This is a genomic window from Lentzea indica (assembly GCF_012184385.1).
Taxonomy (GTDB): Bacteria; Actinomycetota; Actinomycetes; order Mycobacteriales; family Pseudonocardiaceae; genus Lentzea; species Lentzea indica.
This window is the reverse complement of the sequence record NZ_VSRL01000146.1, coordinates 1-22,254: the sequence shown is the minus strand read 5'-3', so window position 1 is coordinate 22,254 and position 22,254 is coordinate 1. Positions and strand designations below refer to the sequence as shown.

Below are 22,254 nucleotides of genomic sequence, written 5' to 3'. Positions count from 1 at the left end.
CCTTGCCGCCGTCGGTGGCGTCCGTGCCGGGTGAGACGGTCAGCAGGTTCGGGCCGAGCGCGGCGAGCTGCGCGCGCAGCGCCGCCTGGTTCGACGCGGGGATGCTCATCACCGCGATCAGCGCGGCGATGCCGATCGCGATGCCGAGGGCGGCGAGTACCGTGCGCACCGGCCTGGTCCGGACGCCGACCGTGCCCAGGCGCAGGACGTCGCGCAACGGCAACCTGGTCGCACGTGGCAGGGGAACCTCATCCACGGTGGCCTCCGGTGTCCAACCGCAGCTCGCCGTCCAGCATCTCGACCCTGCGCGGCAGGCTCGCCGCGATCTTCACGTCGTGGGTGATGATCGCGATGGTCGTGCCGTCCGCGTGCAGCTCACGCAGCAGCCGCAGCACCTCGGCGCCCGACTTCGTGTCGAGGTTGCCGGTCGGTTCGTCGGCCAGCACGATGCTCGGCCGGTTCACCAGCGCCCGCGCGATCGCGACCCGCTGCTTCTCGCCGCCCGACAGCTCGGTGGGCAGGTGGTCGGCCCGGTGCGTGAGCCCGACGCGGGCGAGCGCCTCGTCAGCCGCGGCCTTGCGATCGCGCGCGGGCACGCCCCGGTACACCAGGGCGGCCATCACGTTCTCCCGTGCGGTGAAGCCCTCGGTGAGGTGGAACTGCTGGAAGACGAAGCCGATCCACCACGCCCGCAGCGCGGACAGCCGCCGGTCGGTGAGCTTGCCGGTGTCGTGGCCGTTGACCAGCACCGTGCCCGTCGACGGCCGGTCCAGCGTGCCCATCAGGTTCAGCATCGTGGACTTTCCCGATCCGGAAGGGCCCACGATGCCGAGCATCTCGCCGGCCTCGACTCGCAGGTCGCACTGCCGCAAAGCCCGCACGCCGCCGGGGTAGGTCTTCGACACCTCGCTCAGTTCGAGAACCGCGGTCATGCCGTCGTCACCACCGTCATGCCCTCGGCGAGACCGTCACCGGTGATCTCGACCATCCCGCCGGCGAACATCCCCGTCAGCACCGGGAGGTAGCGGCTCTTCCCGCCGTCCACGACCTCGACCGCGTACCCGCCCTCGCGCAGGGCGAGCAGCGCCTGCACCGGCACGGCGAGCACGTCGTCGCGCTTCTCGCCGTCGAACTCGACGGTGACCCGTCCCGGTTCGGTCGACGCCGCGAGCGCCGCGTCGTCCAGGGTGACCGTGGCGACCAGCTTGGGCTTCTCCTCCACGGTCTTCGCGGTGACCTCGCGGACCGTGCCGGGAGTCGTCTTCCCGCCGGAAAGGTGCACGTTCACCTTCGCGTTCACACGGGCGAGCCTGCGCTGCGCCTCGGTGAGCTCCACCGACACCAGCCGGTCCAGGCCGGTGACGGTCAGCAGCGGACCCTCGGCGGGTGCACCCGGCTGCGCGGTCACCGCGTGCACCCGCACCGGGCCGCCCACCACGATGACGTCGCCCGGCTGCACGATCCCGGTCGGCTCGGCCTTCAGCGACTTCTGCCAGCGCTTCACCGCGCTCGCCGTCTTCTGACCGAACTTCCCGCTCGCCACCCCGAGCTCGGAGTAGCCGAGCGCGAGGAGGTTCTCCTGCAGCATCTTCACGTCGTCACCGTTCGGGACGCCGTCCTTCATCTCCCGGTACAGGGGCGTCCCGCCGAAGAACACCGGCACGCCGACCGCGTTCACCTCGTACAGCACCTTTCCTCTTTCGAGCTGCTCACCGGGCGTCGGCAGCCGCGTGATCGTGCCGGGCCTGCGCCCGGTGACCTGCGACGGCGTGCCGCTGCCCAGGTCGCCGTCGACCTTGATCCGGTCGATCAGCGTCGTGCGCGCCACCTGCGTGGTGGCGGGTGGTGGCGTCGGCGGTGCCGACGAGGCCGGCGTCGAAGCCAGCCTGGTGAACGTCACCACCCCGGCCGTCCCGGCGAACGCCAGGACGACGGCGATCCACACCGCCCGTTTCCGCCGCCGTCTCCTGGCGGCGGAGGGCCCGGCCTCCACGGTCATTTCGTCGAGCCGGTGGAACCAGGGGAGTCACCGCTCGTCTTGGCCGTGCACCGGCGGAGCTTCTCCTTCACGACCGGGTCGTCCACGTCGACGCCGTCCGGCACCCTCGCGGCACCGTCCCCGCCGTCCTCCGGCTTCGGGTCCGGGTACTGCACGCCCTCGTCGCGCATGCACTTGGCGAACTTGCGCGCCTGTTCCAGCTGCTCGGGGTTCATCGGCTTCGGGTTGCCGCCGTCGGGCAGGTGCTGACGGCACTTCTCGTGCGCGACACGCTGCCTCTCCTGGTCCACCTGCGGCTGGTTGCCCTGCTGTGCCGTGCCCTGCCCGCTGCCGTCGTTCGGGATTTCCTGTGACTGCAACTCGGCGCCGTTGTCGCGCATGCACTTGGAGTACGCGTCCTCACCGCTTGGAGCAGAGTTCGATTGGGTTGTGCCTCCCACCGAGGCGACATTCGGGTCGGACTGGCCCCCGCACGACGTCGTCATGAGCAAAGCGGCCAGCACAATCGCACCCGAAAACAGTCCGGCAGTTTTCATGATTCCCCCTCAGGGCTATTCCTGCGGATGGCTGAATGTCTACCGGGAGGGTGATTCCGCCACCGTAAGTGCGGTTGCTTATGGCCGTCTTATGGCCCCGCGCGTCACACTTGGACTGGAATGAGGGGGTTGTGCGTGCGAGTCCTGGTGGTCGAGGACGAGGAGATGCTCGCGGACGCCGTCGCGGAGGGGTTGCGGGATGCCTCGATGGCGGTCGACGTCTGCGGCGACGGGGAACAGGCGCTGGAGTTCATCGCCGTGAACCGGTACGACGTCGTGGTGCTGGACCGGGACCTGCCGGGTGTGCACGGCGACGACGTCTGCCGGGCGATCATCGACAACGGCAGTGACACACGCGTGATCATGCTGACCGCGTCGGGTGATGTCGCGGACCGGGTGCACGGCCTCGGCATCGGTGCGGACGACTACCTCATCAAGCCGTTCGCCTGGGCGGAGCTGCTCGCACGGGTGCAGGCGCTGGGGCGGCGGGCACGGCCGGCGTTGCCACCGGTGCTGCGCTGCGCGGGCATCAGCCTCGACGTCGGGAGGCATCAGGTGTTCCGCGACGAGCGGTTCGTCAACCTGTCGCGCAAGGAGTTCGCCGTGTTGGAGGTGCTGATGCGTGCGGAGGGTGCGGTCGTCAGTGCCGAGGAACTTCTGGAGAAGGCATGGGACGTCAACGTGGATCCGTTCACCAACGCCGTGCGGGTCACGATGATGACCCTGCGCCGCAAGCTGGGCGAACCGCAGGTCATCCACACGGTGTCAGGGATCGGCTACCAGTTGCGCGACTAGCGGCCCGGATGTCGGTCAAGCTGCGGCTCGCGCTGCTGTGCGGCGGCCTTTTCCTGCTCGGGGGCGCGATCCTGCTGGCGACCAACTACCTGCTGGTGCGCACCGCGCTGCCGGACACGACAGGGGCACCTCCCGGTCAGTCGACGGACGCCGACCTCGTCGCGCCCAGCCCCGGCTCCGCCCCCGTGGTCGGCAGCTCGGGCACGGACCTGTCCCAGTACCGCCAAGAGGTGCTGCAGACGCTCGTCGTGCAGTCCGGGGTGGCGCTGGCGGTGATGGCGGTCGTCGCGCTGGCGCTGGGGTGGTTCGCCGCAGTGCGGATGCTGCGGCCGGTGCAGGAGGTCGTCGCCACGGCGCAGCGGCTGGAGGCGGACAGCCTGCACGAGCGGATCAGGATGCCGGGACCGCGCGACGAGCTGACCGAGCTCGCGGACACCTTCGACGGGATGCTCGACCGGCTCGCCGCGTCGTTCGACAGCCAGAAGCGGTTCGTCGCGAACGCCTCGCACGAGCTGCGCACGCCGCTCGCCACCCAGCGCACGATGATCGAGATCGCGATGGCGCGCAGGAACGCGGGCCCGGAGCTGCGGGATCTGTGCGAGCGCCTGCTCGTGATGAACATGCGCACCGAGTCGCTCATCGAAGGGCTCCTGCTGCTCGCCCGCAGCGACCGCGGGCTGGAACACGAGGAACCGGTGCGGCTCGACGAGGTGGCGCGCGGCGTCGTGGACAGCCGCAGGCACGTCGCAAGGCAGGCCGGTGTCCGGCTGGAGGCGGCGTTGTGGCCCCAGGTCGTCTCCGGTGACCCGGTCCTGCTGGAACGGCTGGTGGTCAACCTCGTCGACAACGCCATCACCTACAACCACGAGGGCGGCCTGGTCACGGTGCGCACCGGCGGGGAATCGGTGCTGGAGGTGCGCAACACCGGGCCGGACGTGCCCGCCGACCAGGTCGGCTCGCTGTTCGAACCGTTCCGCCAGTTGCGCAAGCAGCGCACCGGACCCGGCCGTGGCGTCGGGCTGGGGCTCTCCATCGTCGCGTCGATCGCGAAGGCGCACGGCGGGTCGATGCGGGCGGTGCCGCGCTCCGGCGGCGGGCTGGAGATGGCGTTCTCGGTGCCCTGACCGGTGCTAGTCCGCGGGTGCGGTGACCTTCCGGACGTGCCCGATGTCGAACTCGCGCGTCGATCCGTCCTCGCAGTCCGCGATCAGCACGCCCTCGAGGTGCTTGGTCGGAATGATCACGTGGGTCTCCGTCACGCGGGGGCCGCTCGCGTACCCGATCTCGACGCGAGAGCCTTCGACGAGTGCTGACGCCAGGGTCAGCACCTCTTCGTCGCGCAGGAAGACGTTCTGGTCGCGCAGCATCCGCGTGGCGTTGGCCCGCGGGGTGCCCCGTCCGGAGGTCGGCCGTTCCTGTTCCACCAGCCGGATCGCGAGCTGGGTCAGCTCCAGGTCGTCCAGCTCGGTCCGCCACCACCTGTCAGGACGGCGTTCGCCACGGGCAGGCGCCCGCCGCCGTTCGACACGCTCCACAATGGACTGTTCACCGGCGTCCAGTCCGGTCGGCGCGTAACCGGCACGCCGCAACGCCGTCAGCGTCGCCGCCATCGGCTGGGCCGATGCCAGCACCGTCGGCGCCAGGAACCGCAGCTTCAGCGACGTCAGCCGCCTGGACTTGGAGATCTCCTGCAGCAGTGCGGGATCCTCGGCCCGCACGCAGCTCGCCACGTCGGTCACCGTCAGATGCCCGTGCCGCCGCGCCACGTCCTGCACCTGGTACTCGATCACCTGCGGCAACGGCGCTTCCGACACGGCGGCCAGCCTCGCGAGCACCTCCTGAGCTGACAGCCCCGTGTCCAGTGCGCGCCGCACCGATCCGGCGGAAAGGCGCCACACCCGTGCGGCGTCGTTGTCCTCCAGGTCCGCCACCAGGTTCAGCGTCGCGCTCAGCTCCGGTGACGGCAGTCCGTTCACCACCGCGGTCATGTCCGTCTGGAACGAGGCCTTCTCCGTCGCCGGGGGCATCAGCCGGGTCGCGGCGGCCTCGACGTCACCGCTTTCCAGCACTGCCACCCCTAACGGCGTGAGCGCGCCACCGGCCACCAGCCCCAGCGACTCCATCTCGCTGATCACCGCCGCGGTCGCTCGCGGATCGTGCACCGCGGGGAGTTCCCAGACCAGGTCGGCGACCAGTTCGTTCGTGTCCGTGAAGGCCTCCTCCGCCGAGAACCGTTCCAGCGCGCTGCGCCTGAGGATCAGGCCGGCGGCACCGGTGTAGTCGCGCAACGCCGCCCGCGCCTGGTCGGGTTCCGGCCGCCAGTCCATCCGCCGCCACGCGTTGACCAGCACCGCGAGCCTGGTGCCCGGCTGCGAGGCGAGCCAGTCGTCACCCTGCTTGGTGGGCAGCAGTCTGGAGCGTTCCACCCCGACGAGCTGCGCCTCGACCGCGAGCTCCAGCCACAGCCGCAGCACGCTGTCCGCGACCCTCAGCGCCCGCGCGACTCGCCGGATCTCCACGGTCGCCACGCCACCGGTGTAGCGGGCGTCGAAGTTGTCCTGCTCGCAGTGGGCCAGCAGTCGAGCCACACCGTCCACAGTGGACATCGCTGGCACGATCGGCGAGACCTCCGACGCCTTGCGCCTCAACGGGGTCTTCGGCCGCAAGGTCAGCTGATCGCGTGCGGCACCGTTCGCCCGCACCGAGTTCACCGCGATGAGCTTCGGCCCGTCCGGCCACGCCAGCGCCCGTTCCTTCAGCTCGCCCAGCGCCCGCTCGAAGTCGCCGATCGGGCACCGCAACTCGGCGCACACCGTGTCGGCGGTTCCCAGGTTGCCCTGCGCCACGATCGCGCCGAGCACGTCGAGCGCGCCCTGGTCCAGCGTGTCCTCGGCGGCGTGCACCGAGTCGGAGTCGGTCAGCTGGGTCGCGAGGTCCTTCAACGTGCGGATGTAGCGGTCCGCCACATCACGCCGGTGCATGAGTATCGCGGTCACCTCGTCCGGCCCGAGTCGGTGGAGCCAGGTTGCGAGGGCGTTGATACGGCGTGGCATTCGTCCGATTATGGCCCTGGTTGTGTGTCCTCAAACGAATTTCACGCACATGGGCGATCAGGGGGTCACGGAATCGGAGGGTTGACACGGGCACGTCCTAGGCTGACGCGGTGACGTTCACCGGTTTCGGCGAGTACGCCATCGACTTCTACGACGGCCTGGTACTGGACAACTCGAAGGCGTACTGGGACGACAACAAGGAGACCTACCTGCGGGACGTGCGGGGACCGATGGAGGCCCTGCTCCTCGCGCTGGAGAAGGAGTTCGGCGAGGGCAAGGTGTTCCGGCCGTACCGGGACGTGCGGTTCGCCAAGGACAAGACGCCGTACAAGACGAACTGCGGTGGCGTCATCGAGAAGGGCCGTGGCGGTGGCGCGTACTACGTGCAGCTCGGCCCCGAGGGGCTGCTGACCGGCGGCGGCTCGTTCCACATGGCCTCCGACCAGCTCGCCCGCTACCGCGCCTCGGTCGACGCGCACGGCGTTCTGCTGCGCAAGATCGTCGACAAGCTGGTCAAGCAGGGCTGGGAGCTCTGCGGCGACGTGATGAAGTCGAAGCCGCGCGGGTTCGCCGACGACCACCCGCACCTCGACCTGCTCAAGCACCGGTCGATCTACGTGCGCAAGGTCTGGGAACCGGACGACGTGCTGCACGAGCCGGCCTGTCTCGACCGGGTGCGCAAGTCGTGGCGGCAGCTGAAGGACCTCAACGCGTGGTGCGAGGACCACGTCGGCGTATCCGAGTCCAGGTGAACCAGCCGAGCGCGATCCCGAGCACGTCGACGAGCGCGTCCAGCACGTCGCCGCTGCGGTGCAACGGCGTGATGACCTGCTGCAACACCTCCGAAACGCCCGCGTATATCACGAGCAGCAGCAAAATGCGAGAAATGTTCGCATAAAGGCCGGTGCAGGCGAGCAGTGCGAACAGCAGCGTGTGGATGACCTTGTCCGTACCCGGTGGCGCGGTGGGCACACCTGACTCAGGGGTGAACAAAACGACGACACTGAGCAACGCCGCGACTACGAATGGCAGCACTCGACCCATTGTCAGAACATTACCGACGGGTAGTTCGGGATCGGTCCAGGAACCAGGACTAGTCTCTGCAGACGTGAGTCGACGCGCAAAGATCGTCTGTACCCTCGGTCCCGCCACTGGCACGCCGGACAAGGTCCGCGACCTGGTAGCGGCCGGTATGGACGTGGCCAGGATGAACTTCAGCCACGGCAGCCATGCCGACCACAAGCAGGTCTACGACATGGTCCGTGCGGCAGCCGACGAGTCGGGCCGGGCCGTGGGCATTCTCGCCGACCTCCAGGGCCCCAAGATCCGGCTCGGCCGGTTCGCAGCGGGTCCTGTCGACTGGAACACCGGCGACATCGTCCGCATCACCGTCGAGGACGTCGAAGGCACGCACGACCGCGTGTCGACGACGTACAAGGAGCTCGCGAAGGACGCGAAGGTCGGCGACCGTCTCCTGGTCGACGACGGCAAGGTCGGCCTCGTGGTCGTGGACGTCGAAGGTTCCGACGTCGTGGCCGAGGTGACCGAAGGCGGGCCGGTCAGCAACAACAAGGGCCTCTCGCTGCCCGGCATGGACGTCTCCGTGCCCGCGCTGTCCGAGAAGGACATCGAGGACCTCGAGTTCGCGCTCTCACTGGGCGTGGACTTCATCGCGCTCTCGTTCGTGCGCTCGCCGGCCGACATCGATCTGGTCCACCAGATCATGGACCGCACGGGCAGCAAGCGGCTCCCGGTGATCGCGAAGATCGAGAAGCCGGAGGCCGTCGACAACCTCGAGGCCATCGTGCTCGCCTTCGACGGCGTCATGGTCGCCCGCGGTGACCTGGGCGTCGAGCTGCCGCTGGAGCACGTCCCGCTGGTGCAGAAGCGAGCGATCCAGATCGCCCGCGAGAACGCCAAGCCGGTCATCGTCGCGACCCAGATGCTGGACTCGATGATCACCAACTCCCGCCCGACCCGCGCCGAGACGTCCGACGTCGCGAACGCGGTGCTGGACGGAGCGGACGCGCTGATGCTGTCCGGTGAGACCTCGGTCGGCCGCTACGCCATCGAGTCCGTGCAGACCATGGGCCGCATCATCGAGGCCGTCGAGACCGAGTCCGTCGTCGTGCCGCCGCTGACCCACGTCCCGCGCACCAAGCGCGGCGTGATCTCCTACGCGGCCCGCGACATCGGCGAGCGCCTCAACGCCAAGGCCCTGGTCGCGTTCACGCAGTCCGGCGACACCGTGCGCCGCCTGGCCCGTCTGCACACGCACCTGCCGCTGCTGGCCTTCACGCCGGAGCCGGCGGTGCGCTCGCAGCTGTCGCTGACGTGGGGCACCGAGACGTTCCTGGTCCCGAGGGTGGAGTCCACCGACGAGATGGTCCGCCAGGTCGACGTCGCCATGCTGGAGATCGGCCGTTACCAGGCAGGCGACCTCATGGTGGTCGTCGCTGGTTCGCCTCCTGGCACCATTGGGTCGACGAACCTCATCCGGGTGCACCGGCTGGGGGAGGACGACCACGCGTAGGAGTGCTTTGCCGTGACTGAGGCCGCCCGTGCCGCTGCTACGAGCCCATCGGGCTTGAGCGGACAATCCGCAGTGGACGACCTGGTCGCGTTGCTCGACCTGGAACGCATCGAGGAGAACATCTTCCGCGGTGTGTCACCCGCCGAGTCGCCGGTGCGCGTCTTCGGCGGGCAGGTCGCGGGCCAGGCCCTCGTGGCCGCGGGTCGCACGGTCCCGGTGGAACGACGGGTGCACTCGCTGCACTCGTACTTCATCCGGCCCGGCGACCCGCGCGTGCCGATCGTGTACGAGGTGGACCGCATCCGCGACGGCCGCTCGTTCACGACCCGTCGTGTCGTCGCCGTGCAGCACGGCAAGGCGATCTTCGCTTTGTCTGCTTCGTTCCAGCTGGAGGAGCAGGGCGTCGAGCACGGTTCGTCGATGCCTTCCGTGCCGGACCCCGAGACGTTGCCGACGTGGAGCAAGGCGGCCGAGGGCTACCTGCTGCACTCGTTGAAGTTCCCGCGGCCGATCGACGTCCGGTACGTGACCGAGCCGCCGTGGGAGTCGCGTGAGGACGGTCCCGGCGAGGCTGCGTCACGGGTGTGGATGAAGGCCGACGGCAAGCTGCCGGACGACCCGATGCTGCACATCTGCATCATGACCTACGCCTCGGACATGACCCTGCTGGACGGGGTGCTGGCCAAGCACGGCGTCTACTGGGGACTCGACAAGGTTCTCGGTGCTTCTCTGGACCACGCGATGTGGTTCCACCGGCCGTTCCGTGCCGATGAGTGGCTGCTCTACGACACCGCTTCGCCTTCGGCGTCCGGTAATCGGGGGCTGGCCACCGGGCGGTTCTTCTCGCAGGACGGGCAGCTGGTGGCGACCGTGGTGCAGGAGGGCCTGATCCGGGTGCTCAAGCCGTCACCCGATGGGGAGTGACGTAGCACGCCTGTTCGAGCCACCCTTGCGAGTGATCAAGTCTTGGCTGGTTGCGGTCGATGTCTAGACTGGCTGGTAGCGAAACTCCGGGGCGGAAGGGCGGTGTGCGCGTGACTGCGGAAGCGTGGCGTGATCACCTGGTGAGCCTGGACGAGTGGGACGCGATGCCAGAGGAAGAGTGTCGTCGCCTAGAGATCGTCGATGGAGTACCGCACGTGGTTCCCGCCGCCGCAACGTTTCATTCGCTTGCGCAGAACAAGCTCGCCTACTGGCTCAACGAACAACTTCCGGACGAGCTGACAGCTGTGCCGGAGGCCGACGTCGTGCTCAACATCTCTCATGCGTTGAACGTTCGACGTCCTGACGTGTCGGTTGTGCCGACTCACCTGGCAGAGCACAACCCCAAGCGATACGACGCTGCTGACGTGGTGGTCGCAGTCGAGATCGTGTCGCCTGGATCGGAGCGCGCCGACCGCGTCACCAAGCCGATGCAGTACGCCAAGGCTGGAATCGCGCACTATTGGCTCATTGAACTGGACGAACCGATCAGCATGACGGCGTTCGAGCTCGTTGACGAGGTTTACGAGCTCGTCAAGGATGGCACGGGCAAAGTTGCATTGAGCCTTCCTGCCCCGGTGACGTTCGACCTCGACGCGCTGACGCGACGACGTTAGTCCGCGCGACGCCGCCGGTGAGTCGGCCGCAGGTTCGCCGGCGGCGTCAAAGCCCGCGTCTCCACCCGCTCCAGCACCACCGAACTGGTCAGGTTCCGCACCTCGGTCCGTGACGCGATCTTGTCCATCAGGAACGCCTGCAGGTGCGTGGAGTCCGCGACCGCGATGTGGATCAGGAAGTCCGCTTGACCGGAGACGTGGAAGATCGACCGCGTCTCCGGCTGAGCCATCACGAACGCACGGAACGCCGCCACCACGGGCCGGGTGTGCGGGCGCACGTTCACCGAGATCACGGCCTCCAGCGGCAGGCCGGTCGTGGCCGGGTCGACGACGGCGTGGCATCCCGTGATCACGCCGAGTTCGCGCAGCCGCCGGACCCGTTGCAGGCACGACGAAGGCGCCAGCCCGACGATCTCGGCCAAGGTGCGGTTGGGGATGGTCGCGTCGTTCTGCAACTCCTCCAGGATGTGCCAGTCGACCGAATCCAGTTCGGCTTGTTCGCGCATGACCGAACATCGTACTGACCAGGTGGAACTCAGTCGAACGAGTGGCGACGATCAGCGCATGCACATCGCGTGGACGTCGTTCCTGGTAGCTCTTCTGATCATCATGATCGTGCCGGGGCCGGACTTCGTCCTGATCATGGGGAACGCGGTGCGCAGCCTGCGCCGGGGAGTCGAAGCGGCGCTCGGGGTGATCACCGGTCTGCTGGTGCACGCGACGCTGGCCACGATCGGACTCTCCGCCCTGGTGGCCGCGGTGCCGACGGCGTTGCTCGTGGTCAAGGTGATCGGCGCGCTCTACCTGGCTTACATCGGCTTCATGACGTTCAGGACGGCGAACAAGCCGGCCGGGCAACAGCACGCCGGGGGGAACGTGTTCCTGCGCGGCATGCTGTGCGACCTGTTGAACCCCAAGGTGATGCTCACGTTCCTGAGCCTCATCCCGCAGGCGATGGACCCGCACTCCGCGCCACTCCCGCAGGCGGCACTCCTGAGCGCCGTCACGGTCGGGGTGTTCGCGCTGTTCTGGGTGATCGTGGTGCCGTTGGCGCGTCAGCTGGGCACGTTGCTGAGCAAGCCCAAGATCCGCACGGCGTTCGAGCGGGTCTGTGGGACCGCTCTCATCGGTATGGCCGCGTCAGTCCTGGCTGCCTGAGTCCCAGGAGACGGAAAGCTCGTCCCTGTTCCCGAACCGGACCAGGTGCCGTTCCACAACGTCACGCAGCCTCGCCACGTCCTCTTCCGACGACGACACCACGCGCATGATCAGCGCGTCGTCGGATGCCGTGAACTCGGCCAGGCCGGCGGAAAAGCGGACGAAACCCCGTCCGTCCTCCCAGGACCCTTCGAGATCCTTGTGCGTGAAGTGCTTCACCAGCTGCGAGCCGTACCTGGAGGCGCGGTCGGTCGCCGAGCGACCCACGCTCGTGAATTCCGTCATGAAGCCAACTTACGCTTAGCCATACGTACCGCTACGTGATGCGGTTCACCAGCGCGGATGTTGTCTGAGAACACCCTGTGACATCTCGCGAAAAGACAGAGAACACGGCAGGCTGTCGCGTATGACGGAAGGCAAAGCACGTATCGCGGTCACCGGTCTTGCCACGATGGGCAGCAATCTCGCGCGCAACCTCGCGCGGCACGGTTTCAAAGTCGCCGTGCACAACCGGACGCCCGCGAAGATGAAGGCCCTGCTGGACGAGCACGGCCACGAGGGCGACTTCGTCGGCGCCGAGACGCTGCAGGATCTGGTCGACAGCCTGCAGACGCCGCGCCAGATCATCATCATGGTCAAGGCGGGTGGCCCGACCGACGCCGTCATCGACGAGCTGAGCGGGCTGCTGGAGCCCGGCGACATGGTCATCGACGGCGGCAACGCCCACTACGCCGACACGCGCCGTCGTGAGGCCGCGTTGAAGGAGAAGGGTCTGCTGTTCGTCGGCGCCGGCATCTCCGGTGGCGAGGAGGGCGCGCTGAACGGCCCGAGCATCATGCCGGGCGGTCCCGCCGAGTCCTACAAGCACGTCGGTCCGGTCTTCGAGGAGATCGCGGCCAAGGTGGACGGTCAGCCGTGCTGCGTGCACGTCGGGCCGGACGGTGCCGGGCACTTCGTGAAGATGGTGCACAACGGCATCGAGTACGCCGACATGCAGCTGATAGCCGAGGCGTTCGACCTGCTGAGCCGCGTCGGCGGGCAGACGCCTGCCGAGATCTCCGACGTGTTCACGCAGTGGAACTCCGGCGACCTGGAGTCGTACCTGGTCGAGATCACCGCGGAGGTCCTCAAGCACGTCGACGCGAGCGGCACGCCGCTGGTTCAGGTCATCGAGGACGCGGCGGAGCAGAAGGGCACCGGCCGCTGGACCGTGCAGGAGGCGCTGGAGCTGGGCGTCCCCGTCACCGGTATCGCCGAGGCCGTGTTCGCGCGCAGCCTGAGCGGCCACACCGACCAGCGCGAGGCCGTGCGCGAGGCGTTCGGTGCCAGCGAGGTCGTCGCGAAGCCGGACGCCGAGCTCGTCGACGACGTGCGCCAGGCGCTGTACGCGTCGAAGGTCGTCGCGTACGCGCAGGGCTTCGACATGATCCGCGAGGCGTCGAAGAACTACGACTGGAACATCGACCTCGGTGCGATGGCGACGATCTGGCGCGGCGGCTGCATCATCCGCGCGCAGTTCCTCAACCGCATCCGCGAGGCCTACGACGCGAACGCGAGCCTCGCGTCTCTGTTGGTGGACAACTACTTCCGCGACGCGGTGCAGAACGCGGAGGCCGCATGGCGGCGCGTTGTGGTCCGTGCGGTGGAATCCGGCGTGCCGACGCCGGGCTTCGTGTCCGCTTTGGCCTACTACGACGGACTTCGCTCCGAGCGACTGCCCGCCGCGCTGGTCCAGGGCCAGCGGGACTTCTTCGGGGCACACACGTACAGGCGCACCGACAGGCCCGGTAGTTTCCACACGTTGTGGTCAGGCGACAGGACCGAGGTGGAAGCGTGAAATTTCGTTTACTGGGGGCGGTCGTCGCGGTGGCGGCAGGGTTGACCCTGACGTCCAGCGGCGGCGCGGTGGCGGTCGGCAACGAGGCGCTGACCCGCGACCTCGACGCGATCCTCGCCGACCCGGGGCTCAAGGGAGCCGACGTCGGCATCACGGTGCGGGACGCGAACACCGGTGAGGTCGTCTACACGAGGTCGGGCAGCAAGCGTTCGCAGGTCGCGTCGAACCTGAAGGTTCTCACGACGGCGGCCGCGCTGGATCTGCTCGGGCCGGACTACAAGTGGAAGACTGAGCTGCAGTCGTCGGGTGTCCGCTTGGGATCGACGCTGAGCGGCGATCTCGTCCTGCGCGGCACCGGTGACCCGACGATGTCGGCCCTGCGCTACAAGGGGCTGGCGGACACCCTGAAGAACCTCGGCGTCACGAAGGTCTCCGGGGCGCTCGTGCTGGACGACACGGCGTTCGACTCCCAGCCCTACGGCAGCGGCTGGGCGTGGGACGACGAGCCGTACTCGTACAGCGCGGAGACGTCGGCGCTGACGCTGTCGCCGGACGCGAAGTTCAGCGCCGGCACGGTGGTCGTGCGCGTGAAGCCGGGTGCCGCGGCGGGCGCTCCGGCTCAGGTGAGCGTCGAGCCGGCGAACGACCAGGTGCAGATCCAGAGCACGGCGACCACCGGCAACGGTGGTGTCTCCGTCGAGCGCGAGCACGGCACGAACGTGATCAGGGTCAGCGGTTCCACGTCGGTCGAGACGACGGCGCTCTCCACCGTCAAGGACCCGACCGGCTTGGTCTCGTCGGTGTTCCGCAAGGCGTTGGAGCAGAACGGGATCCAGGTCCTGGGCGGCGTCAAGCGGGGCAAGGCGCCGCAGGGTGCCGCGGTGCTCGCGTCCGACCAGTCCATCCCGCTGAGCCAGCTGATCAACCCGTTGCTCAAGAACAGCAACAACATGCTGGCCGAGGTGCTGGTCAAGTCCGCTGGTGGCTCGTTCACCAACGGCGTCAACCAGCTCAGCACCAAGTGGGCGGGTCTGGGCATCGACCCGAACTGGGTCGAGATCTTCGACGGCTCCGGCATGTCCCGGCTGGACCAGATCTCGCCGGACGACCTGACCTCGATCCTGGTCAAGGCGAAGGCCAAGCCGTGGTTCGGCACGTGGTCGGCGTCGCTGCCGGTCGCAGGCCGGGACGGCACGCTCGCGAACCGCATGAAGGGCACCGCGGCCGAGGGCAACGTGCAGGCCAAGACCGGCTCGCTGTCCGGGGTCTCCGGGCTGACGGGCTACGTCACCACGCAGGCCGGTAGGCAGCTGGTGTTCTCGATCGTGCAGAACAACGTGGTGCTGTGGTTCAGCCCCAAGACGATCGAGGACAAGGTCGCCGTCCGCCTGGCCTCCGACGGCGGTGCCCAGGTGGCCACGCCGAAGATCGAGTCGGTGCCGCAGCAGCGCCAGGCTCCGGCCGAGGAGCGCACCAAGGTTCCCGTGAAGGAACGCTTCGACGTGGAGTGCTCCTGGATCGGTACCTGCTAGAAGTGTGAGAACCAACTGGAGCCGCCCCGGGAAATCGGGGCGGCTCCGGTGTTTCTAGGCCGGTGACGGCACCGGCTCCAGGCCGTTGCGGTCCGGATCCACCAGGTACACGCGGGCGTTCGAGATGTCGAAGTACATGCCCTTCAACGTCAACCTGCCAGCGGTGATCGCCTCCCGCACGCTCTGGTAGCCGAGCAGGTTGTCCAGCTGCTGCGCGACGTTCGCGACCGCCAGCCGGTCCGCCACCGGCAGTTCAGCGCAACCGGGCGCGGTCGGCGCGTGGAAGCGGATCAGCGACGGTTCCGCGTTGCGCAGCCACGAGTGCAGGTGTGAGCCGCGCGAGGCGGATCCCTGCACCAGCGCCTTCATCGCGCCGCAGTCGGAGTGTCCGCACACGACGATCGAGCCGACGTTGAGCACCTCGACCGCGAACTCGATCGCCGCGCCGACCGATCTGTCCTCAGCTGAGGGCATCGGCACCAGGTTGCCGATGTTGCGCACGCAGAACAGATCGCCCGGCCCGGACGTGGTGATCAGGTTCGGCACCACACGGGAGTCCGCGCACGTGATGAACAGCTGCTGCGGCTGCTGTCCGCGCAACGCCAGCTCGTGCAGGAACGGCCGCACCAACGGCGCCGAACGCCGTTCGAACTCGTGCATTCCCAGGATCATGGGGTCGCTCGCCGCAGCGGACTGTTCGGCTGAAGACCGTTGTGCCGGCAGCATCACCGCGTCCGGCGAGCCCTGCCAGTGCGACCACGGCGCGAACCAGCGGGGCAGCGGGCCCGGCAACGTCTTGCGCCGCCCCGGCTTGCCCTGGTCCGCGCGGTCGTACCAGGCGTCGTGCACCTCGTCGACGCGCACCCTGCCGCCGAGCCGTTCGTAGCCCTCGCGCCAGTCGTTGATCGCCTCGTACGACGCGTGGTCGAGGTAGTCGATGTGCAGCTCCAGCACCACGGTCTGACCCAGCGGCAGCCTGCGCAGCTCACGCACGAGACGCCCGACCCCGAGGAACACCAGCGATCCGCGCACGCTCACCCGGTTGCCCTCGACACGCACCGAACAGTGCGTCAACCGGTACAGCGCGCGCAGGAGCGCGATGGCGAGCCCGACGACGACGCCTTCGAGCAGTCCGAAAAGGACAACGCCGAGCGCGGTCGCCGCGTACACGAGGAACTCCCGGTGCCTCCACAGGGTTCGCATCCGGTCCAGCGACACGAGCTTCAGGCCGATGACGAACAGCACGCCTGCCAGCGCTGCCAGCGGGATCAGCTCCAGCGCGCTGCTGAACGCCAGCACGGCCACGGCGATCCACACGCCCTGCAGAATCGCGCTGTACCGGGTTTTCGCGCCCGCGGCGATGTTCGTGGAGCTTCGTGCCAGCCCACCGCTGATCGGCAGCCCGCCGAGCGCGCCGGCGAGCACGTTTCCGGTGCCCTGCGCGATGAGCTCCTTGTCCAGCCGGGCACGCGGCCCGTCGTGCAACCGGTCGGTCGCGACCGCCGACAGCAACGACTCCATGCTCGCCACCAGTGCGACGGTGACGATCGCGGCCATCACCGCACCGGCACTGCCCTGCGGCATCTCCGGGAACACGAGCGCGTGGCTGTCCGGAAGGTCGACCCGCGCCACGTCGAGGTGCAGCACGAACGCCAGCACGGTCGCCGCGGCGACGGCGACCAGCGGCGCGGGGACCAGCGAGGCGCGCGGAACCCGTGGCCACAGCAGCAAAGCCGCGATCGCGACCGCACCGGTCACCAGCGATCCGACGTGCGACCCTGCGAGTTCTCCCGGCAGCAGAGCGAGGTTCGCGGGCGCGGACGACGCGGCCGTGCCGCCCAGCACCACCACGAGCTGTCCGGCGGCGATGGAAGTGCCGATGCCCGCGAGCATTCCGTGCACGACGGCGGGGGACAGCGACATGACCAGGCGGCTGATCCCGGTGAGCCCCAGCGCCAGCTGCAGCACGCCCGCGGCCAGCGTGATCGCCGCGGTGGCCGCCCACCCGAACTGGGCCACCAGCCCGGCCACGATCACCACGAGCCCGGTTGCCGGCCCGCTGATCTGCAACGGCGCTCCGCTGATCGCGCCGACGACCACGCCGCCGATGATCGCGGAGATGATCCCTGCCATGAGCGGCGCGCCGGTCGCGTGCGCGATGCCGAGCGACAACGGGATCGAGATGAGGAACAGCACGAGGCTCGCGGGCAGGTCGTGTTTCAGGATCAGCGGTGGACCGTGCGGGGTGTGCTCGCCGGCGTTGGACCTCGGCAGGTGGTTCACGACAACGTCCCTTTCCTGGAACAGGGGCATGGCCTGTGCGGCAACGGCACAAGGCGGGGAGGGGGGTGAGCTGAGGGAAGCGCTCTCTACCGGCGCTCTAAGGGCAGCGTTCGGCGCGGCCGAACGGCATCGAGCGCGTCGGCGCGGTTATGCGGGGTCGGCACGGGAACACCTCCGTGTCGGCACAGGCATCGGGGGTCGAGATCAGGCCGCGTCGCCACCATGATGACCGCGGAATCGGTGCTGTGGCAGATCTTTCAGCCAACCGTGTTGATCTTGACTCGCAACGTCACGCGAGGTGATCACGAAGAAGGGCCGGCTCCGGTCGGGGGTGCGGAGCCGGCCCAGGTCGTGACAGTTCTGAAGAACTATCGAGTTTCGAAAATCAGCCTACCGAGCGCAGGTGCTTGCCGTGTGAAGTCTCCTGGCCCACCACGGTCAGGATCAGCTGCGCCGAGAGGTAAGCACGGCACGGTGCGGGCATGCGACGGGAGAACCAGCTCCGTTTGCAGGTCGCGCACCGGCCGTGCTCGTCGGGCTGGTGCTCGTCCAGCAACGCCTTGACCACCGCGACCACCCTCGGTAGCTCAACCCTGGCGAGCACGAGGGCGGTCTGGTCGTCGCCGCGCTGGGCGAGATCGGTGAGTGTGGCCAGGTGGGAGTGCAGCGACTTGTCCAGTTGGCTGAACACCGTGACGGCCATCAGGCTCAGAGCTCCAGTCCCTACGTAAGCAGCCCATGCAGCCTGTCGTGGGTCACATGAGATCTGCAAGTTGCAGTACACGAATGGATGACGTCCCTTTGCGGCGTGCTCCTTTGCTCTCAAACTGGGACCGGACCAGGAGGCGTGGATGCCACCCAGGAGGAGTTATGCGGGGTAGCAGCCCGACCCTGCGCAAGCGACGGCTCGTGAGCGAGCTCCGGCGCCTGCGTGAAGCGGCCGAGCTGACGATCGAGGAGGTCGGCGAGCGTCTGGAGTGCTCGGCCTCCAAGATCAGCCGCATCGAGACGGGGCGTGTGGGGGTGAGCCCGCGGGACGTGCGGGACATGCTCGCCGCCTACGGTGCGGACACCGCCACCCTCGAGGAACTGGTCCAGCTGGCCAGGGAGGCCCGCCGCAAGGCGTGGTGGGACGAGTTCGGCGACATCGTGCCCGGTCGTTACGTGGGGTACGAGGCCGACGCGGACTCGATCAGGACCTATCAGGGACTGATGATCCCGGGCCTGCTGCAGTGCGAGGCGTACACGAGGGCGTTGATCTCCCAGGTGCTGCCGGACGCGAGCACCGCGGAGATCGACCGGCGCGTCCGGTTGCGCAGGGCCCGGCAGGCCTTGCTGAGTGAGGACGACCCGTTGCGCCTGCACGTCGTGATCGACGAGGCGGCCCTGCGCAGGCTCGTCGGCGGCGCCGAGGTGATGCGCGTGCAGATGGCGCGTCTTCTCGAAGTCGGTGCATTGCCGAACGTCACGATGCAGGTCGTGCCGTTCAGCGCCGGTGGTCATGCTGCGATGGACGGCCCGTTCGTCATCCTGAGCTTTCCCGAGCAGCTCGACTCCGACGTGGTGTACATCGAAAGCACTAGAAGTGGCGTCTACCTGGAGCAACAATCAGACGTCCATTGGTACGCCGAGATGTTCGAGCGTCTGGTGAAATCCGCCCTGAACTCCAGGGAATCGGTATCCCTGATCACAGAGATCGCTCGCACTCTCGCGTGACTGCGACCGGGAGTGAACAGACAGTGGAAAGCTTGCGTTGGCGCAAGAGCAGCCGGTCGTCGGCCGGTGGGCCCGAGTGCGTGGAGATCGCGCTCGTCTCATCCGGTGCGGCCGTCCGAGACAGCAAGAACGCGGACGGTGCGCGGCTGAAGTTCGGCGACGCCGGATGGGAGACCTTCCTCGCCGCCGCGAAGACCGGCTCGTTTGCCAGCTGATCGACAGAATCACAGAGCACGAAGAAGGCCCCGGCTGCATGCAGCCGGGGCCTTCTCGCGTAAGGGGACATGGGCCGGCCGGCGTTCCGCCGCCGCGGGCTGGATGCCCCTTGCACGCCGGCCGACCCACGTCGATCATGGGGAGCAGCGGGTGTTCCGCTGTCCGGTCCAACCTGCTCCGACTACTCGATCTCCGGTTTCCGTTGATCTCGCGGTCTGTGGTTGGTTGGACACGCTAAGCGTAAGAATGCCTTCTACAGCACGACTGGAGCCCGACTGAAGTGATCTTCAAGCTCCAGGTGGCCACCAGGCGAAGGACAGATCGGTGACGCACGGCGAGGAACCCCTGCGGTTCGAGGTTCTCGGCCTACTCCGGGTCGTTCGCGCAGGTCAAGAGGTCGATCTCGGTGCCGCGAAGCAGCGCGCCGTCCTCGCGGTGCTGCTGCTGGCGCGCAACACCCCGGTCAGCCGCGGGCAGATCATCGAGGCCGTCTGGGGCGACAACGTGCCCACAAGTGCGGTCAACCTCGTGCAGACCTACGTGGCCGGACTGCGCAGAGCGCTGGAGCCGACCCGTGCGCGCAGGGCTCCCGCCGAGCTGTTGACGTCCGTCGGCGACGGCTACCTGATGCGCGTCGAGCCCGGTGCGCTCGATCTCGACGTCTTCGAACGTCAGGTCCTGCTCGCCAACCGGATGCGCGCCGCCGGTGATCTCGCCGGCGCCGCGGTTGAGCTGGACGATGCGCTGGCGTTGTTCCGCGCCGAACCGCTGGGCGGCGTCTCCGGCCTCTTCGCCGACGTCGAACGCGGTCGTCTGGTGGAACGTCGTCTGGCGGTGCTGGAGGAGCGCGCAGAACTGGGTCTGGCGATCGGGCGGGGACCCGAGCTGGTCTCGCAGCTGAGCACGATGGTCGTCGAGCACCCGTTGCGCGAACGCGGCCACGGGCTTCTGATGCGGGCGTTGGTCCAGGCGGGCAGGCAGGCCGAGGCGCTGGCCGCCTACCGGGAGGCACGCCGCGTGCTGATCGAGGAGCTCGGTGTCGAGCCGGGTTTCGAACTGCGCCGCGTGCACCAGGCCGTGCTGTCGGGGGACAGCCCAGAGCCGGAACGCGCGCCGGTCCGCGTGCCGCACCAGGCCTCCGCTCCGGAACCGGCGCCGATGACGATTCCGGCGCAGCTCCCGCGTGCTCCCGTCGCGTTGGTCGGCAGGGACGCCGAACTGGCTCACATGGACGCCGTGCTGCGCGATCACGACGGCCCGGTGCTGCTGGTGACCGGCCCGGCCGGTGTGGGCAAGACCGCGTTGGCCTTGCACTGGGCGCACCGAGTCCGCGACGAGTTCCCGGACGGCCAGCTCTACGTCGACGTGCACGGCTACGACCCGAACCGCGAGCCGCTGGAGATCGGCGAGGTGCTCAACCGGTTTCTGCGCGCTCTGGGTGTTCCGGCCGGCGACACACCTGTCTCGGTCGACGAACGCTCTGCTTTGCTGCGGACGTTGCTGGCCGATCGCCGGATGCTCGTGATGCTCGACAACGTCCGCAGCTCCGCCGATCTGCTGCCGCTGCTGCCGGGAGCGCCTTCCTGCGTCGTCGTGACTTCCCGCCGCCGCCTGGTCGGTCTTGTCGCGCAGGTCGAGGCGAAGCTGATCGAGCTGGACATGCTCGGCACGGACGCCGCCGTGGAGGTGCTGGGCCGCATCGCAGGGCGCTCGGACATCGAGGCCCACGCGCTGCGTGAGCTGGCTGAGCTGTGCGACGGCCTGCCTCTGGCCCTGCGCATCGCCGCGGCCCGTCTCGCCGTGTCTCCCAGGCTGCGCGTGGCTGAGCTCGTGGAGGAACTGCAGGACGAGCAGGGCCGCCTGGCCGCACTCGGTCTGGAGGACGGTGAGGGCACCGTACGGGCCGCCCTGGACGCCTCACGCCGTGCTCTGCCCGCGCTGCCGTCGCGACTGCTGGCGATCGTCGGCCTGCACTCGGGTCCTGACCTGACCCCGCACGTGGTCGCCGCGATGGGCGACGTTGCATTGCTGGACGCCCAACGCGCGCTGGACGCGTTGACCGCGGCGAACCTGCTGTCCGTCAGCGAACCCGGCAGGCACGTGGCCCACGACATCGTCCGCGTCTACACCAAGACGCTGGCGGGCGAACTGTCCGAGCCGGAACGCCGTGCCGCCACCGGGCGGATGCTCGACTACTACCTGCATTGCGCGGACCTGGCCGACGGCATGCTCCCGATCAACCGCGGCAGCGTGCTGGTCGCGCCCGAACACCGTCCCGTGCACGTGCCGGCGTTGTCCGGTGCCGCGGACGCGATGGCCTGGTTCGACGCCGAACGCGCCAACCTGATCGCCGCCACCGAGCTCGCCTCGACGTTCGGCTGGCACGTCCACGCCTGGCAGCTGCCGTACACGTTGTCGCGGTACCTGTGGCTGCGGACCGAGCGCGAGACCTCGTTGCGCATCACCGAAGCCGCCCTGCAGGCCGCGATCGCGCTGAACGACGACGACGCCCGGTTCGTCATGCAGTTCAACCTGGGTGTCGCGCTGTTGCAGTTCGAACGCTTCGACGAGGCCCTGAACGCTCAGCGCGGTGCCCTGGAAGTGGCCCGCCGCAAGGGAGACGTGCACCAGCAGGCTCGTGCGCTGAACACGGTCGCCGGCACTCTGCAGGATCTCGGCCGTGCCGAGGAGGCCGAGGCCCACTACCGCGAGGCCATGGAGATCTCGCGCATCGCCGGCTCGAAGTGGGCGGAGGCCAACGCCCATCACCACCTGGGCCTGCTCTACCTGACCACCCAGCGCTTCGACGACGCGATGCCGTGGCTGCGCGTCGCGCTGCGGATGTACCACGAGGTCGGCGAGCAGTGCGGCGAGGCGGTCTGCCACGCCGACATCTCCACGGCGCTGCTGGAGACCGGCGACACCGAGGGTGCGCTGTCGTCGGCGCGCACGGCGTTGGCGGTGGCCTGCGACGCGGTCTCGCCGTACCACCAGGCGC

Annotated in this window: 22 protein-coding genes; 12 read left to right on the top strand and 10 right to left on the bottom strand. The window is 68.6% G+C overall.

All coding sequences use genetic code 11. The annotated features are described in order from the left end of the window. The 4 genes from FXN61_RS31470 to FXN61_RS31455 form a co-directional block, all read right to left on the bottom strand. Positions 1 to 256: ABC transporter permease (locus FXN61_RS31470; protein ID WP_312878134.1), on the bottom strand; the 256-nt coding region annotated here is incomplete at its 3' end. After that, positions 249 to 932, bottom strand: a complete 684-nt coding sequence (locus tag FXN61_RS31465) for an ABC transporter ATP-binding protein (protein ID WP_167977617.1) — start codon at positions 930 to 932, stop codon at positions 249 to 251. The genes FXN61_RS31470 and FXN61_RS31465, both read right to left, overlap by 8 nt. Then, the gene (locus FXN61_RS31460; protein WP_167977616.1) at positions 929 to 1,999 is read right to left on the bottom strand and encodes a peptidoglycan-binding protein; all 1,071 of its coding nucleotides are present in this window, start codon (positions 1,997 to 1,999) and stop codon (positions 929 to 931) included. Before FXN61_RS31460 ends, FXN61_RS31465 begins: the two co-directional genes overlap by 4 nt. Next, positions 1,996 to 2,379 carry a hypothetical protein gene (locus FXN61_RS31455; protein WP_167977615.1) on the bottom strand — a complete coding sequence of 128 codons (384 nt, stop codon included), beginning with the start codon at positions 2,377 to 2,379 and terminating at the stop codon, positions 1,996 to 1,998. The genes FXN61_RS31460 and FXN61_RS31455 overlap by 4 nt, the downstream gene beginning before the upstream one ends. Positions 2,380 to 2,670: 291 nt before the next feature. On the opposite strand from FXN61_RS31455, the gene FXN61_RS31450 reads away from it, so the two are divergent. Both FXN61_RS31450 and FXN61_RS31445 read left to right on the top strand, forming a co-directional pair. After that, positions 2,671 to 3,330: a response regulator transcription factor gene (locus tag FXN61_RS31450; RefSeq protein ID WP_167977614.1), complete on the top strand. Its 660-nt coding sequence runs from the start codon at positions 2,671 to 2,673 to the stop codon at positions 3,328 to 3,330. Positions 3,331 to 3,338: 8 nt separating this feature from the next. Then, positions 3,339 to 4,454 (top strand): sensor histidine kinase, encoded by a 1,116-nt coding sequence (locus tag FXN61_RS31445; RefSeq protein WP_167977613.1) that lies wholly within the window; start codon positions 3,339 to 3,341, stop codon positions 4,452 to 4,454. 6 nt (positions 4,455 to 4,460) lie between these two features. Here FXN61_RS31445 and FXN61_RS31440 read toward each other — a convergent pair whose 3' ends face one another. Beyond that, on the bottom strand, positions 4,461 to 6,383 hold the full coding sequence (locus FXN61_RS31440) for a helicase-associated domain-containing protein (RefSeq protein WP_167977612.1): 1,923 nt from the start codon (positions 6,381 to 6,383) through the stop codon (positions 4,461 to 4,463). A gap of 110 nt (positions 6,384 to 6,493) precedes the next feature. Here FXN61_RS31440 and FXN61_RS31435 point away from each other — a divergent pair, with 110 nt between their 5' ends. Further along, positions 6,494 to 7,135: a DUF2461 domain-containing protein gene (locus tag FXN61_RS31435; RefSeq protein WP_167977611.1), complete on the top strand. Its 642-nt coding sequence runs from the start codon at positions 6,494 to 6,496 to the stop codon at positions 7,133 to 7,135. Here the strand turns inward: FXN61_RS31435 and FXN61_RS31430 are convergent. Next, positions 7,089 to 7,427, bottom strand: coding sequence for a VanZ family protein (locus tag FXN61_RS31430; RefSeq protein WP_167977610.1), 339 nt, complete (start codon positions 7,425 to 7,427; stop codon positions 7,089 to 7,091). The genes FXN61_RS31435 and FXN61_RS31430 overlap by 47 nt on opposite strands. A gap of 64 nt (positions 7,428 to 7,491) precedes the next feature. Here FXN61_RS31430 and pyk point away from each other — a divergent pair, with 64 nt between their 5' ends. From pyk to FXN61_RS31415, 3 genes are all read left to right on the top strand, one after another. Beyond that, on the top strand, positions 7,492 to 8,916 hold the full coding sequence (gene pyk, locus FXN61_RS31425) for a pyruvate kinase (protein WP_167977609.1): 1,425 nt from the start codon (positions 7,492 to 7,494) through the stop codon (positions 8,914 to 8,916). 12 nt (positions 8,917 to 8,928) lie between these two features. Further along, positions 8,929 to 9,840 (top strand): acyl-CoA thioesterase II, encoded by a 912-nt coding sequence (gene tesB / locus FXN61_RS31420; protein ID WP_167977608.1) that lies wholly within the window; start codon positions 8,929 to 8,931, stop codon positions 9,838 to 9,840. A gap of 110 nt (positions 9,841 to 9,950) precedes the next feature. Beyond that, complete coding sequence (locus FXN61_RS31415) at positions 9,951 to 10,514, top strand: Uma2 family endonuclease (protein WP_167977607.1); 564 nt, start codon at positions 9,951 to 9,953, stop codon at positions 10,512 to 10,514. Here the strand turns inward: FXN61_RS31415 and FXN61_RS31410 are convergent. Then, positions 10,511 to 11,020, bottom strand: a complete 510-nt coding sequence (locus FXN61_RS31410; RefSeq protein WP_167977606.1) for an Lrp/AsnC family transcriptional regulator — start codon at positions 11,018 to 11,020, stop codon at positions 10,511 to 10,513. The genes FXN61_RS31415 and FXN61_RS31410 overlap by 4 nt on opposite strands. A gap of 58 nt (positions 11,021 to 11,078) precedes the next feature. Between FXN61_RS31410 and FXN61_RS31405 the strand changes: the two genes are divergently transcribed. After that, positions 11,079 to 11,672 (top strand): LysE family translocator, encoded by a 594-nt coding sequence (locus FXN61_RS31405; RefSeq protein ID WP_167977605.1) that lies wholly within the window; start codon positions 11,079 to 11,081, stop codon positions 11,670 to 11,672. Here the strand turns inward: FXN61_RS31405 and FXN61_RS31400 are convergent. Next, the gene (locus FXN61_RS31400) at positions 11,655 to 11,957 is read right to left on the bottom strand and encodes a DUF2218 domain-containing protein (protein ID WP_167977604.1); all 303 of its coding nucleotides are present in this window, start codon (positions 11,955 to 11,957) and stop codon (positions 11,655 to 11,657) included. The genes FXN61_RS31405 and FXN61_RS31400 overlap by 18 nt on opposite strands. Before the next feature lie 121 nt (positions 11,958 to 12,078). On the opposite strand from FXN61_RS31400, the gene gnd reads away from it, so the two are divergent. Together gnd and dacB are read left to right on the top strand one after the other, a co-directional pair. After that, positions 12,079 to 13,509 carry an NADP-dependent phosphogluconate dehydrogenase gene (gene gnd / locus FXN61_RS31395; protein WP_167977603.1) on the top strand — a complete coding sequence of 477 codons (1,431 nt, stop codon included), beginning with the start codon at positions 12,079 to 12,081 and terminating at the stop codon, positions 13,507 to 13,509. Next, positions 13,506 to 15,041 (top strand): D-alanyl-D-alanine carboxypeptidase/D-alanyl-D-alanine endopeptidase, encoded by a 1,536-nt coding sequence (gene dacB, locus FXN61_RS31390; RefSeq protein WP_312878133.1) that lies wholly within the window; start codon positions 13,506 to 13,508, stop codon positions 15,039 to 15,041. Before gnd ends, dacB begins: the two co-directional genes overlap by 4 nt. Positions 15,042 to 15,095: 54 nt before the next feature. Here the strand turns inward: dacB and FXN61_RS31385 are convergent, their stop codons facing one another. Beyond that, positions 15,096 to 17,324: a SulP family inorganic anion transporter gene (locus FXN61_RS31385; RefSeq protein ID WP_312878132.1), complete on the bottom strand. Its 2,229-nt coding sequence runs from the start codon at positions 17,322 to 17,324 to the stop codon at positions 15,096 to 15,098. Positions 17,325 to 17,709: 385 nt separating this feature from the next. Continuing rightward, entirely contained in the window at positions 17,710 to 18,027 is a 318-nt protein-coding gene (locus FXN61_RS31380; RefSeq protein ID WP_167977601.1) for a hypothetical protein, read from the bottom strand. 167 nt (positions 18,028 to 18,194) lie between these two features. On the opposite strand from FXN61_RS31380, the gene FXN61_RS31375 reads away from it, so the two are divergent. The 3 genes from FXN61_RS31375 to FXN61_RS31365 form a co-directional block, all read left to right on the top strand. Next, complete coding sequence (locus tag FXN61_RS31375; RefSeq protein WP_246292238.1) at positions 18,195 to 19,040, top strand: helix-turn-helix domain-containing protein; 846 nt, start codon at positions 18,195 to 18,197, stop codon at positions 19,038 to 19,040. Then, complete coding sequence (locus FXN61_RS31370; protein ID WP_376770777.1) at positions 19,037 to 19,255, top strand: DUF397 domain-containing protein; 219 nt, start codon at positions 19,037 to 19,039, stop codon at positions 19,253 to 19,255. The genes FXN61_RS31375 and FXN61_RS31370 overlap by 4 nt, the downstream gene beginning before the upstream one ends. Before the next feature lie 325 nt (positions 19,256 to 19,580). Further along, a partial coding sequence (locus FXN61_RS31365) for an AfsR/SARP family transcriptional regulator (protein WP_167977599.1) occupies positions 19,581 to 22,254 on the top strand: 2,674 nt, incomplete at its 3' end.

Coding starts and splice junctions, on each gene's coding strand:
- FXN61_RS31375 (WP_246292238.1), top strand. CDS start 18,195: ATGCGGGGTAGCAGCCCGACCCTGCGCAAGCGACGGCTCGTGAGCGAG.
- FXN61_RS31400 (WP_167977604.1), bottom strand. CDS start 11,957: ATGACGGAATTCACGAGCGTGGGTCGCTCGGCGACCGACCGCGCCTCC.
- FXN61_RS31445 (WP_167977613.1), top strand. CDS start 3,339: ATGTCGGTCAAGCTGCGGCTCGCGCTGCTGTGCGGCGGCCTTTTCCTG.
- FXN61_RS31455 (WP_167977615.1), bottom strand. CDS start 2,379: ATGCGCGACAACGGCGCCGAGTTGCAGTCACAGGAAATCCCGAACGAC.
- gnd (WP_167977603.1), top strand. CDS start 12,079: ATGACGGAAGGCAAAGCACGTATCGCGGTCACCGGTCTTGCCACGATG.
- FXN61_RS31460 (WP_167977616.1), bottom strand. CDS start 1,999: ATGACCGTGGAGGCCGGGCCCTCCGCCGCCAGGAGACGGCGGCGGAAA.
- FXN61_RS31440 (WP_167977612.1), bottom strand. CDS start 6,383: ATGCCACGCCGTATCAACGCCCTCGCAACCTGGCTCCACCGACTCGGG.
- FXN61_RS31380 (WP_167977601.1), bottom strand. CDS start 18,027: ATGGCCGTCACGGTGTTCAGCCAACTGGACAAGTCGCTGCACTCCCAC.
- FXN61_RS31410 (WP_167977606.1), bottom strand. CDS start 11,020: ATGCGCGAACAAGCCGAACTGGATTCGGTCGACTGGCACATCCTGGAG.
- FXN61_RS31465 (WP_167977617.1), bottom strand. CDS start 932: ATGACCGCGGTTCTCGAACTGAGCGAGGTGTCGAAGACCTACCCCGGC.
- FXN61_RS31405 (WP_167977605.1), top strand. CDS start 11,079: ATGCACATCGCGTGGACGTCGTTCCTGGTAGCTCTTCTGATCATCATG.
- FXN61_RS31430 (WP_167977610.1), bottom strand. CDS start 7,427: ATGGGTCGAGTGCTGCCATTCGTAGTCGCGGCGTTGCTCAGTGTCGTC.